Genomic DNA, 11,896 nt, shown 5'->3' with positions numbered 1-11,896 from the left:
GCCGACCACCTCGGCCTGGACCGGTTCGCCGTCGTCGGCGGCTCCGGCGGCGGGCCGCACGCCCTGGCCTGCGCCGCGCTGCTGCCCGACCGCGTGACCGCCGTGGCCTGCCAGTCGAGCCTGGCCCCGGTCGGCGTCGGCGGGATGCCGCGCCGCGCCTGGACCGACGGCATGGGCGAGGGCTTCGCCGCCGAGCTCGCCTGGGCCGAGGCCGGCGAGTCCCGCGTCGCTGCCGAGGTGCGCCGGCTCCAGGACGAGATGGAGGCCGCGGTCGACGACGACCCCGCCGACCTGATGGGCGAGGGGCTCAGCGAGGTCGACGTCGCGTTCCTCAGCCGTGCCGACCTGCGCGACAACTGGCGTCGCATCGTCGCCGAGCAGGCCGTCGACGGCATCGGTGGTGCCGTCGACGACGTGCTCGCGTTCGCCCGCCCGTGGGGCTTCAACCTGGCGCGGATCGACGTACCCGTGCTCGTCACCCACGGCGCCCAGGACGTGTCCTGCCCGCCCGCGCACGGCCGATGGCTGGCCTCGCGCATCCGCGGCGCGGAGCTGCGGATCAGCGACACCGGCGGTCACCTCCCCGAGCACCCCGAGGCGGAGATCGCCGAGACGATGGCCTGGCTCAGGCGCTTCTAGAGCAGGTGGGGCCGCTGGCCCCCGAAGGACCAGGCCCGGCCGACCCGACCCCCGTCGAGCACGAGGACGTCGATGCCTCCGACGCCACCGGCCGACCAGGTGAGGGCGACGCTCTGGCCCGCCACGTCGACGACCGGGTCGCCGTGCAGCTCGACGCTCTCGTCGCGTCGTCGGTCTGTCGGGCCCCAGAAGACCGCGTCGTCGTCCGCGACGTCCTGCCACCGGGCGCACCACCCCCGGACGAGCTCGCCAATCTCGTCGCGGGTGGCGCTCCCCCGGCCGGTCGGCGGGTCGGGGGTCTCGTCGCGCCGGTCGGCCGGCAGCGTCCAGTTGAGGACGACCTTGCCGTCGCGCAGCACGCACACGTCGGCGCCGGTCAACACGGTGCCGTCGCGCAGGGTGACGTCCCAGGTGTAGGCGAGGCGGTCGGCCCCGTCGAGGACGAGCGTGCGCGGCGTGAAGAGGTTGCCGACGTCACGCTGGTAGGTCTGGACGAACGCCCCCGTGTCGTCAGGGCCCACGAAGCCGTCGGCGATGTCGCTCTTCCCGGACCACCAACGACCGTCGTCGGTGATCAGGTCATGCGCCAGGGAGGCGTCCTCGTTCCACATCCGGCACCAGGTCGCGGGAATCTTCTCGATCTCGATGTTGGTCATGGCACCAGCCTGGAGCGCGTTCGCGACACCGTCCTGTCGGTGTTTCCCGTCCTCCTCGTCAGTCGAGGAAGGGGCGCGCGTCGATCCGGTCGAGCTCGTCGCCGAGCTCGAGGTCGCGGACGGTGACCACCTCGCGCTGCACGACCACGTCGGACACCCGGTCGAGGAAGAACCCGCGCACGCCGTCGCGCAGGCGGCACCACGCCAGCAGCAGCCAGCCGTCCGTGGTGTGCAGCAGGCCGAGCGGCTCCACGTCGCGCCGCGTCTGCGCCCCGGCCGCGTCGACGTAGGAGAGGGACAGCACGCGCCGCGAGCCGACGGCCGCGACGACGTCGTCGGCCCAGGGCGCGGCCGGCGCCGGCTCAGTGACGCGGTGCAGCCTGGCGGCGAGCTGCTCCTCGGTCCGTCGTACGTCGGCGGGCAGGGTCGCGAACACCTTCTGGGCCGCGGTCCGGGCTGCCGAGCCGAAGGGCGATCCCGCCACCGAGCGCAGCGCCACCGAGATCGCGAGCGCCTCGTCGGCCGTCAGCGCGAGCGGCGGCAGCGTGCGCTCGCGGTCGAGCGTGTAGCCGCCGGTGCGCCCCGCCTCGGCCCAGATCGGCACGCCCGCCTCGCGGAGCGCGTCGAGGTCGCGCTCGATCGTGCGGGCGCTGACCTCGAACCGGGCGGCGAGCCAGGTCGCCGACCGCGGCCGGGGCGCGACGGCGCGGAGCTCCTCGACGAGGGCGTACAGCCGGTCGGTCCGGTTCACGCCGCCAGCGTAGGGATCAGGCGTTGGCGGCCAGCTTCTCCTGCTCGGCCTTCAGCATCAGCGCGATGTCGATGAGCTGGTCCTCCTGGCCGCCGATGAGCTTGCGGCGACCGGCCTCGAGCAGGATCTTGGCGCCGGGGACGCCGTAGCGCTCGGCGGCGTTGCCGGCGTGCTTGAGGAACGAGGAGTAGACGCCGGCGTAGCCCATCATCAGCGTCATCCGGTCGAGCTGGCACTCCTCGGGCATCGCCGGCTTGATGACGTCCTCGGAGGCGTCGACGATGGTGAGGAAGTCGATGCCGGTCGACCACCCGAGCTTGTCGCAGACCCCGACGAACGCCTCGAGCGGCGTGTTGCCGGCCCCGGCGCCGAAGCGGCGGACCGAGCCGTCGATCTGGGTCGCGCCGGCGCGGGCGGCGATGACGGTGTTGGCGACGCCGAGGCCGAGGTTCTCGTGGCCGTGGAAGCCGACGGTGGCCTCGTGGCCGATCTCGGCCACCACAGCGGCGACCCGGTCGGCGGTCTGCTCCATCACGAGCGCGCCGGCGGAGTCGACGACGTAGACGCACTGGTTGCCGGCCTCGACCATGATCCGGGCCTGCTTGGCGAGCACCTCGGGCGGCTGGGTGTGGCTCATCATCAGGAAGCCGACGGTCTCAAGGCCTAGCTCGCGGGCCAGGCCGAAGTGCTGGATCGAGGTGTCGGCCTCGGTGCAGTGTGTCGCGATCCGGCAGATCTGGCCGCCGTTGTCCTGGGCAGCACGGATGTCGTCCTTGGTGCCGACGCCGGGGAGCATGAGGAACGCGATCTTGGCGCGCTTGGCCGTCTCGGCCGCGATCTTGATGAGCTCCTGCTCGGGGGTGCGGGAGAAGCCGTAGTTGAACGACGAGCCGCCGAGCCCGTCGCCGTGGGTCACCTCGATGACCGGGACGCCGGAGTCGTCGAGGGCCTCGACGATGTCGTGCACCTCCTGGGCCGTGAACTGGTGGCGCTTGTGGTGCGACCCGTCGCGCAGGCAGGTGTCGGTCAGCCGCAGGTCGAGATCGTCGCTCCACGTGCGGGTCAGGGTGTCGCGGTCTGCAGCATTGCTGGTGGCAGTGGTGGTCATGTCAGGCCTTCCGGTCACGGGGCTTCGAGGCTCGCTGCGCTCGCACCTCAGCCGCCGTGGTTGAGCTTGGCGCGGGCGATGTGCTGGGCGACCTGGGTGGCCGCGGCGGTCATGATGTCGAGGTTGCCGGCGTAGGGCGGCAGGTAGTCGCCGGCGCCCTCCACCTCGACGAAGATCGCGACCTTGGTCTGGCCCTGGGTCGCGGGCGAGGGGTCGTCGATCTGGGGCTCCTGGAGCAGCCGGTAGCCCGGGACGTACTCCTGGACGGCCTTCTCCATGTCGAACACCGACGCGACGATCGCGTCGCGGCCCTCCTGGCCGATGTCGGGCGGCACCGCGCAGAAGATCGTGTCGCGCATGATCATCGGCGGGTCGGCCGGGTTGAGGATGATGATCGCCTTGCCGCGGGCGGCGCCGCCGATGCTCTCGACGCCGGAGGCGGTGGTGCGGGTGAACTCGTCGATGTTGGCGCGGGTGCCGGGACCGGCCGACATGGAGGAGACCGAGGCGACGATCTCGGCGTAGGACACCCCGCCGTAGGGCGCTGCCGCGCGGGAGACGGCGGCGACCATCGGGATCGTGGCCTGGCCGCCGCAGGTGATCATGTTGACGTTGGGCGCGCCCACGTGCTCCTCGCCGTTGACGGGGGGGATGACGGCGGGGCCGACGGCGGCGGGCGTCAGGTCGATCGCGACGATGCCGGCCTCCTCGTAGCGCGGGGCGTACTCGCGGTGCACGTAGGCGGAGGTGGCCTCGAAGATGAGGTCGGGCAGCTCGTCCTGCTTGAGCAGCCAGTCGACGCCCTCGTGGCTGGCCTCGAGGCCCTTGTCGGCGGCCAGGCGCAGGCCCTCGGACGACGGGTCGACGCCGATCATCCAGCGGGGCTCGATGACGTCGCTGCGGAGCAGCTTGTAGAGCAGGTCGGTGCCGATGTTGCCGGGTCCGACGATGGCGGCAGTGAGCTTGTGGGAGTGGGGCTTGTTGGTCACGCTTACTCCTGGAAGGAGACGGTCAGCGGGGCGAACCCGCTGATGGACGCCGTGACCCGGTCACCCGGGGCGAACGGCACGAACGGGCCGAGGGCCCCGGACAGGATCAGGTGGCCGGCGCGCAGCGGGTCGCCGAAGCGGTGGGCCTGCACGGCCAGCCAGCGCAGCGCCTCGAGCGGGTCGCCGAGGCAGGCGGCGCCGGTGCCCGACGAGCGCTCCTCGTCGTTGATGGTCAGCGACATGACGACGTCGCGGGGCTCGAGCTCGTCGAGCGGCCGGCCGTCGCGGCCGACGACGTAGAGGGCGCTGGAGGCGCAGTCGGCCACGGTGTCGGTGAACGTGATGTCCCAGCCGGCGATGCGCGAGTCGACGATCTCGAGCGCGGGCAGCGCCACCTCGACGGCGGCCCGCACCAGCTCGAGCGTGATGTCGTACTCGGAGGCGGGCGCGACGTCGGCGGCGAGGAGGAAGGCGACCTCGGCCTCGACCCGCGGCTGCAGCAGCCCGGCCATCGAGATCGGGGACCCGTCGACGCCGTGCGACACGTCCATCTCGTCGAGCAGGTAGCCGAAGTCGGGCTGGTCGACGCCGAGCTGGTCCTGCACGGCCTGGGAGGTCGCCCCGATCTTGCGACCGACCACCCTCGCCCCGGCGGCCAGGCGCCGCTCCACCAGACCCTGCTGGACGGCGTACGCCGCCGACAGGTCGTCGGTGCCGATCAGGTCACGCACGGCGGCACACGGGACGCGGGTCTCGAGCGCCGTGGCGAGCCGATCGACCGCCGCCGAGATGTCGCCCGCGAGGGTGGGCTGAGAGGTCACGGACGAATACTAGAACCTGTTACAGTTTCGCGCCATGAGCACCCCTGTGCCGGCGCTGCCGAGCGAGGTCGACGTCGTCGTGGTCGGAGCCGGCGGGGCCGGCATGTCGGCGGCCCTCGCGGCCGGCAAGCAGGGTCTCGACACCGTCGTGCTGGAGAAGTCGGCCTACTTCGGCGGCTCGACCGCCCGCAGCGGCGGCGGCGTCTGGATCCCTGGCAACTACGCGCTCAAGGCGGCCGGCCAGGCCGACAGCCTCGAGGAGTCCAAGCGCTACCTCGACTCGATCGTCGGCGACGAGGTGCCCAAGGTGCGCCGCGACACCTACGTCGACCGCGGCGCCGAGGTCATGGACTTCGTCCGCGCCCACACGCCGCTGCGCTTCGAGTGGGTCAAGGACTACGCCGACTACCACCCCGAGGCCCCCGGTGGCCGGCTCAAGGGCCGCAGCTGCGAGCCGATCCCGATGGACGCCCGCTTCCTCGGCGCCGAGCTCGACCGGCTGCACCCGCAGTACGCCAAGGCTCCGGCCAACATGATCGTCACCCAGGCCGACTTCCGGAAGATCAACCTCGGCGTCCGCACGGTTCGCGGCCCGGTCACCATGGCCAAGGTCCTCGTCAAGCGGATCATCAGCCTCGCCCTGCGTCGCCGGATGTACGCCATGGGCAACGCCATCGCGATCGGCCTGCGCAAGGGCCTCGTCGACGCCGGCGTCCCGGTGCACTACGAGGCCGAGCTCGCCGGCCTGCTCATCGAGGACGGCCGCGTGGCCGGGGTCAAGGTCCTCCGCGACGGCACCGAGCACGTCGTGCGCGCCCGGCGCGGCGTCATCCTCGGCAGCGGCGGCTTCGAGCGCAACCTCGAGATGCGCGAGAAGTACCAGCCCCAGCCGACCTCGGTCGACTGGACGACCGGCTCGGAGTTCAACACCGGCGGCGGCATCCTCGCGGGCATCGCCGCCGGCGCCGAGACCGGGCTGCTCGACGACGCCTGGTGGGGGCCGACGATCCCGCTGCCGGGCGGGCCGTGGTTCTGCCTGGCCGAGCGCAACCTGCCGGGCTCGATCATCGTCAACCAGGACGGCAAGCGCTACATGAACGAGGCGCTCCCCTACGTCGAGGCCGTGCACGCGATGTACGACGGCGAGGCCACCGGCGTCGGCCACGTGCCGTCGTGGATGGTCATCGACCAGCGCTACCGCAACCGCTACCTGTTCGCCGGCCTGATGCCGCGCCAGCCCTTCCCGGGCCGCTGGTACAAGCACGGCACCATCAGGAAGGCCGCCACGATCGAGGCCCTGGCCGCCGAGATCGGCGTACCCGCTGACAACCTCACCGCGACGCTCGAGCGCTTCAACGGCTTCGCCGAGAAGGGCGACGACGCCGACTTCCACCGTGGCGTCTCGGGCTACGACAAGTACTACTCCGACCCGACGGTCAAGCCGAACCCCTCGCTCCACGTCATCGACCAGGCGCCGTTCTACGCCGTCAAGATCGTTCCCGGCGACCTCGGCACCAAGGGCGGCCTCGTCACCGACGAGCGGGCCCGGGTGCTGCGCGCCGACGGATCGGTCATCGAGGGCCTCTATGCCGCCGGCAACGTCTCGTCGGCCGTGATGGGCCACACCTACGCCGGACCGGGTGCGACCATCGGCCCCGCGATCGTCTTCGGCTACCTCGCCGCGGAGGACATCGCGCGCAGCAGCACGGTGGTCGAGCCGGGCGAGCGCCAGCGAGCCCGGGTCGAGACCCCCGAGGGGGTGGTCGAGCCGGGCGAGCGCCAGCGAGCCCGGGTCGAGACCCCCGAGGCCAGCTGATGCCCATCGACCCCGACGTCGCGATCGGCGCCGATCTCGGCGAGCGCGCGTTCAGCTGGACCGAGAGCGACGTGCTGCTCTACCACCTCGGCATCGGCGCCGGCTCCCGCCCGGGCGACAACCTGTCCCCCGCCGCGCTGGCCTACACGCTCGACGGACCGGGCCTGCAGGTGCTGCCGTCGTTCGGGGTCGTCGTACCGACCTTCCACGAGACCGACCCGCCGCCGCTCGACCTGCCCGGCTGCGACATCAACCTCAGCCAGGTGGTGCACGGCTCGCAGGCGGTCACGGTGCACGGGCCGCTGCCGACCTCCGGCTCCGCGACGGTCTCGACGACGATCAGCGACGTCTGGGACAAGGGCAAGGCCGCCGTCATCTGGCAGGAGGGCGTCGCCCGGTCTGACGCCGGCGACGCGCTGTGGACCACGCGCTCCTCGATCTTCGTCAAGGGCGAGGGCGGCTGGGGCGGCGAGCGCGGCTCCTCGACGCCGGTCGAGGTGCCCGACCGCGACCCCGACGCCGACACGTCCTACGACGTCACCCCGCAGCAGGCGCTGCTCTACCGGCTGTGCGGCGACCGCAACCCGCTGCACGCCGACCCCGCGTTCGCCGAGAGCGCGGGCTTCCCCGTCCCGATCCTGCACGGACTGTGCTCCTACGGGATCGTGCTGCGCGAGCTGACCGACGCCCTGCTCGACGGCGACGCGACGCAGGTCGGCGGGTTCGCCGCCAAGTTCTCCGGGGTGGTCTTCCCGGGCGAGACGATCAGGGTCCGCGGCTGGCGCGAGGACGGCCGCATCGTCGGCACCGCCTTGGTCGCCGGTGGCGACCGTGACGGTGCGCCGGTGCTAGGCGACGTCGTGCTCGACCTGGCCTGACACCAACCGGTCGTGCCAGGCGCCCACCAGGGTGCAGCCGAGCACGACCACGCCCGCCAGCACCAGACCGGCGGCAAGGTGCCACTTCAGCAGCAACGCGCCGACGGCCGCACCGGCGATGATCAGCACGACGGCGAACGCCCGGCGCCCGCTGCCGCCACCCTTGCCGCTGCCCAGCACCGAGTCGGCCGCCAGGCCGGTGAGGGTCGAGGTGACGACGACCGTGGTGACGTCCTTGACGGCGACGAACCGCGCGGTCGCGGCCTGCACACCCATCGCGGCACCAAGCAGCGTCGTCGTGGTGATGCCGATCCCCCTGTTTGGCTCGTCGCCGGCCACCAGCAGCACGACGGCGAGCGCGAGCTCGACGACCCCGACCGAGGCGAAGAGCAGCGTCGTCCGCAGCGACCAGACCGACGGCGCGGTCTTGAGCACCCGCCCGCCGACCGCGGCCCCGGCGAGGAACCCGACCAGGGCGAGGAACGGCCCGAGCAGCGGCAGGTCGTCCGCGCCGACCACCGCCATACCGATGATGACGACGTTGCCGGTCATGTTGCCGGTGAAGACCCGGTCGAGCCCGAGGTAGCCGACGGCGTCGATGATCCCGGTCCCGAAGGTCAGGACCAGCATCAACGACAGGTGCATGCGGTCGCGGGACACCCGCGTCACCCAGGAGTTCACGACGGGCATCCTGTCGTGCCGCCTCCGACGTCGCGCGGGCGGCCGTCCCGGATAGCGTGACGGGGTGACGCTCCCGACCGACCTGCGCGGGGTCCTCGACGACCTCGTCGCCGGCGCGGAGGCCGCTCTGGGCAACCAGCTGGTGGGCGCCTACCTCGTCGGCTCGTTCGCCCTGGGGTGCGCCGACGAGTGGAGCGACGTCGACTTCCTGGTCGTCACCGACGGCCGCCCGACCCCCGAGGCCGAGGCCGCGCTGCGCGTGCTGCACGCCCGGCGGCCCGACGCCGGCGGCTGGGCCGCCCACCTCGAGGGCTCGTACGCCGACCTCGCCGACCTGCGCAGCCCGATGACCCTCGGCAAGCGCTGGCTCTACGTCGACAACGGCTCACGTGACCTCGAGGCGTCGGACCACGACAACACCGCCCACACCCGGTGGCTGCTCCGCGAGCGCGGCCTGGTGCTCCGCGGTCCATCGCCGCGCGACCTGGTCGCCGAGGTCCCGGCGTCGGCACTGCGGGCCGAGGCCCTGGGCGTCGCCCGGGCCCGCGCCGAGCAGCTCGAGGACGACCCGTCCTGGTATGCCAACGCCTGGTTCCAGCCCTACTGCGTGCTCACCTCGTGCCGGATCCTCTACACCGCGACCTTTGCCGAGGTGGTCGGCAAGGAGGCCGCCGCCCGCTGGGCGCTCGAGCACGCTCCGGCCGTGCACCGACCGGTCATCGAGGCTGCTCTCGCGGACCGGGCGCACCCGTGGGACCGCGTGCACCGGCAGGGCGACCCTGCCCTGGTCGCGCCGACCCGGGCGCTCGTGTGGGACGTGGTCCGGTTGGCTGGGCAGGCTGCGCTCGAGGCGAGGGACTAGCGCGTCTTAACGGCTCCAGAATGACTTACGTCGTGTGCCGGCTCGACTGTCGATGTCCGGGATCGAACCTGCGCTGGAGCTCAGGTGGTGTCCGGGCGACCGGGTCAAGCTCCATCAGCGGCCGAGCCGTCCATTTCGCGACAGGCGCACTTAGGCCTGGCACCTACAGGATTACCGTCACAGCGAGGAACACTGTTGGTTCCGGTTGGGCCGGTCCAGGCGTCACAATCAAGGTGCCAAGGTAGGCGCTTTTGACGATGCAACCTTGGGTGGCGGGCGCGACAGTAGGCCCAACCTCCCCGTTATCGACTCGCGTCCGCCCAAGCAGGCGCGCCAGCGGCTGATCGACCGCACCTAGACCCCGTGGGCCACGCGGGAGCGGCGGCAGCGCGGGACCCGCGGGTTGGGTCGGTCCTGCGTTGCTGCTGCTGGCGACCTAGAAGGCGTGCCGACCGGCCATCTTGTCGAAGTCGCCCTTGTAACGCTCGACGGCGGCGCTTGCCCGCTCGGCATCGCCGCCGAACAGGTCGGCCCGCAGCGGCCCCCACCGATCACCCTCGGTGCCCAGCTCGTACTGGAGGTCCTCGACAGGGTTGCCGTGGCCGTGGCCCGCTCGCCACGCCGACCGCCCGAACCAGTGCGACCTGCCCCAGCCCGGAGCGTCGGGGTTGGCGGCTGTGCGGGCGTTGACGGCGTCCTGGCCAAGGATGCCGAGGAACACCTCCGCGCGGTCGAACTCGAGAGCGAAGGCGTCTGCGTCGGGCCACTGGTCGGCGAACAGGGGGCGCAGCGACATATGCAGCCACTCGCCGATGGGCGTGCGGTACTTGCCGACGCGGTTCTCGGTCATATCGGACAACGCCTCTGCGAACGGCTTGCCCTCGATAGTCCCTCGAGCCAAGGTGTTGGCCGTCCACTGTTGGCTGTCGAAGGGCGAGAACGGGTCTACTGCCATCAGGATCGGCAACGGCTTGGAGTCGTACTTGGACCTCACCATCGGGTCGGCCACCAGCGCCTTGACGTTGTCGTACCTGCGGGCCGAGACCCCAGCCATGCCGGCGGTCATGATCGCCACCATGCCGGGCAGCAGCCCGAGGTCCAGCAGGGTCGAGTCGCCGGACCGGACCTTCAGCGGCGCCTGCACCAGCGACCGGATGCCGGTGACCCAGGGCGCCAAGACGTCCGGCGTGCCGTAGCGAGCTGCGACCTGCAGGGACGCGCAGAACGGCTTGGCGAGGTCCCACATCTCTTGCGCTGCGGTGGCGTACTTGACGATGCGTTCTTCGTTGGTACCAGATACCGGCCCGGCCACGCGGTCGTCGTCGTTGATGGCGGCGAGAATGCGCTGCACCTCCTGCGACACCAGGTCGTCCAACTGGATGCGCTTAGCCGGGTCGACCAGCATGTCCTTCGTCAACTGCTTCAGCAGGTCGACGCGGCTGCCCGCGTTGGCCCGCTCGACTGCCTCCAAGGCAGCAGCCGGGCTCATCTGCCGGTCCCCCATGAGCCCGTGGATGGTGGTGACCAGCTTTGCCGCCGCAGCGGCGTGCGCTTTGCCGAACAGGTCGACGTAGTTGAGGTCATCCAGGCTGCGGCCCGCGCCGAGGTCCCAGTACGGCAGGTCGCCACCGTCGAAGCGGGTCGGGATGAGCCATGTCCGGCCCGGCGGCATCTGCCGGAACTCGTCCACGGCGAGCGTCAGCTCCTCGTTCATGTAGGACTTGTCCTTGGCACGGGACTTGTCGGAGAAGCAGGCGAGGAACACCATGGAGCCGCTGCGGATGGCCTCGCGGATCTTCGCGCGCCAAGCGTCGCCGGGGCCGAGGTCGTTCCGGTCGCGCCAGTACGGGATCTTCGCGGCTTCGAGCACTGCGCACAGGTCATCCACCGCGTCGGAGTCCTCCCGGACGTAGGACACAAACACCCGCTTGCTGTCGTCGTTGCTCATGTTCTGACCCTAACGACGACGTCCGACAGTGCAGGGTCGTTACGGCGCCCACGCAGGTCGGGGCTAGAGCCTTGTTCATTACCGGGCTGCGCCCAAACGGCGACCACGTCATTGCGTCATTCCCCGCCTGTGCAGCGGGTGACCGGAGGGTCACGTGCGCGCTTTGGCTAGGTGAGTCGCGAGTGCGCAGATTTCCGCAGTCGGGCCGAACGATGGGAGCAGGCACTCAAGTTCGAGTCGGGCGGCAAGAACCTGGTCACGAGCTGAGTCAGCGTCGCATGGCCGGGTCGCCCAACAGTGCGACGCCGTTGTTCGACACGACACCGGTGGTGCAAGGCGCTCGTTGCCAGGCTTGTCGGTCAGGATGAGGGCGTGTCCGGTACGCGCCACGACCCAGCCGAGGTCGACCTGGACGTCGAGGCCGGATCCGCGAAGCGCCCGGTGGCGACGCGGCCAGCAGCTGCGCGTTGGATCGCCCTCCCGATCGTTGCCCTCGCCCTGGTGAGCGGGGTGCTGTGGGTGCAGCTCGCTCACGGCGGCGGCTCGTTCGAGCCGCTGCGGCCGCCCGACCCGTGCGCCAAGCTTGAGGCGACATCCCGGGCGACAGGCATCGAGGGCCTGACCGAACGGCTCGTACTGCACGGCGTGCAGGACGCCGCCTGCCGGGTCGGCGTCAGCCGCGAGCAGCTGGTCCTCGACCTCGCCGACAGCGGCGACCCCACCGACGCGCAGGTCGACGCGTTGCGC

11 protein-coding genes and 1 pseudogene are annotated in these 11,896 nt (G+C 71.6%); 5 read left to right on the top strand and 7 right to left on the bottom strand.

Translation table 11 applies throughout. From position 1 onward, the window contains the following. On the top strand, nt 1-639 hold a 639-nt coding region (locus tag Q7T52_RS18950), incomplete at its 5' end, for an alpha/beta fold hydrolase (protein ID WP_304805111.1). Here the strand turns inward: Q7T52_RS18950 and Q7T52_RS18945 are convergent. Genes Q7T52_RS18945 through Q7T52_RS18925 form a run of 5 tightly spaced genes read right to left on the bottom strand, consistent with a single transcriptional unit; the run spans nt 636 to nt 4,964 of the window. After that, nucleotides 636-1,295, bottom strand: coding sequence for a hypothetical protein (locus Q7T52_RS18945; protein ID WP_304805110.1), 660 nt, complete (start codon nt 1,293-1,295; stop codon nt 636-638). The two genes, Q7T52_RS18950 and Q7T52_RS18945, sit on opposite strands and share 4 nt — an antisense overlap. A gap of 58 nt (nt 1,296-1,353) precedes the next feature. Beyond that, complete coding sequence (locus Q7T52_RS18940; RefSeq protein WP_304805109.1) at nt 1,354-2,046, bottom strand: YafY family protein; 693 nt, start codon at nt 2,044-2,046, stop codon at nt 1,354-1,356. A 16-nt stretch (nt 2,047-2,062) separates the two neighbouring features. Further along, nucleotides 2,063-3,154, bottom strand: a complete 1,092-nt coding sequence (gene dmpG / locus Q7T52_RS18935; RefSeq protein WP_304805108.1) for a 4-hydroxy-2-oxovalerate aldolase — start codon at nt 3,152-3,154, stop codon at nt 2,063-2,065. A 47-nt stretch (nt 3,155-3,201) separates the two neighbouring features. Then, entirely contained in the window at nt 3,202-4,143 is a 942-nt protein-coding gene (locus Q7T52_RS18930) for an acetaldehyde dehydrogenase (acetylating) (protein ID WP_304805107.1), read from the bottom strand. Between the two features lie 2 nt (nt 4,144-4,145). Further along, the gene (locus tag Q7T52_RS18925) at nt 4,146-4,964 is read right to left on the bottom strand and encodes a 2-keto-4-pentenoate hydratase (protein ID WP_304805106.1); all 819 of its coding nucleotides are present in this window, start codon (nt 4,962-4,964) and stop codon (nt 4,146-4,148) included. 34 nt (nt 4,965-4,998) lie between these two features. Between Q7T52_RS18925 and kstD the strand changes: the two genes are divergently transcribed. Continuing rightward, the gene (kstD, locus tag Q7T52_RS18920; protein ID WP_304805105.1) at nt 4,999-6,780 is read left to right on the top strand and encodes a 3-oxosteroid 1-dehydrogenase; all 1,782 of its coding nucleotides are present in this window, start codon (nt 4,999-5,001) and stop codon (nt 6,778-6,780) included. Then, nucleotides 6,780-7,658 carry a MaoC/PaaZ C-terminal domain-containing protein gene (locus Q7T52_RS18915; protein WP_304805104.1) on the top strand — a complete coding sequence of 293 codons (879 nt, stop codon included), beginning with the start codon at nt 6,780-6,782 and terminating at the stop codon, nt 7,656-7,658. Before kstD ends, Q7T52_RS18915 begins: the two co-directional genes overlap by 1 nt. On the opposite strand, the gene Q7T52_RS18910 is transcribed toward Q7T52_RS18915, so the two are convergent. Further along, on the bottom strand, nt 7,629-8,348 hold the full coding sequence (locus Q7T52_RS18910; RefSeq protein WP_370692344.1) for a YoaK family protein: 720 nt from the start codon (nt 8,346-8,348) through the stop codon (nt 7,629-7,631). The two genes, Q7T52_RS18915 and Q7T52_RS18910, sit on opposite strands and share 30 nt — an antisense overlap. 55 nt (nt 8,349-8,403) lie before the next feature. Here Q7T52_RS18910 and Q7T52_RS18905 point away from each other — a divergent pair, with 55 nt between their 5' ends. Further along, nucleotides 8,404-9,201: an aminoglycoside adenylyltransferase domain-containing protein gene (locus Q7T52_RS18905; protein ID WP_304805102.1), complete on the top strand. Its 798-nt coding sequence runs from the start codon at nt 8,404-8,406 to the stop codon at nt 9,199-9,201. Between the two features lie 436 nt (nt 9,202-9,637). Here the strand turns inward: Q7T52_RS18905 and Q7T52_RS18900 are convergent, their stop codons facing one another. After that, a complete protein-coding gene (locus Q7T52_RS18900; RefSeq protein ID WP_304805101.1) occupies nt 9,638-11,149 on the bottom strand; it encodes a toll/interleukin-1 receptor domain-containing protein in 1,512 nt (503 codons plus the stop codon). A 372-nt stretch (nt 11,150-11,521) separates the two neighbouring features. On the opposite strand from Q7T52_RS18900, the pseudogene Q7T52_RS18895 reads away from it, so the two are divergent. Next, nucleotides 11,522-11,896: pseudogene (locus tag Q7T52_RS18895) on the top strand (hypothetical protein); the annotation flags it as partial.

The organism is Nocardioides sp. (assembly GCF_030655615.1).
Lineage (GTDB): Bacteria > Actinomycetota > Actinomycetes > Propionibacteriales > Nocardioidaceae > Nocardioides.
This window is presented reverse-complemented; position numbering and strand designations above follow the sequence as displayed.

Excerpts from the sequence above, each read along its gene's own strand:
- kstD (WP_304805105.1), top strand. The coding sequence starts at position 4,999 with ATGAGCACCCCTGTGCCGGCGCTGCCGAGCGAGGTCGACGTCGTCGTG.
- Q7T52_RS18910 (WP_370692344.1), bottom strand. The coding sequence starts at position 8,348 with ATGCCCGTCGTGAACTCCTGGGTGACGCGGGTGTCCCGCGACCGCATG.
- Q7T52_RS18945 (WP_304805110.1), bottom strand. The coding sequence starts at position 1,295 with ATGACCAACATCGAGATCGAGAAGATTCCCGCGACCTGGTGCCGGATG.
- Q7T52_RS18900 (WP_304805101.1), bottom strand. The coding sequence starts at position 11,149 with ATGAGCAACGACGACAGCAAGCGGGTGTTTGTGTCCTACGTCCGGGAG.
- dmpG (WP_304805108.1), bottom strand. The coding sequence starts at position 3,154 with ATGACCACCACTGCCACCAGCAATGCTGCAGACCGCGACACCCTGACC.
- Q7T52_RS18915 (WP_304805104.1), top strand. The coding sequence starts at position 6,780 with ATGCCCATCGACCCCGACGTCGCGATCGGCGCCGATCTCGGCGAGCGC.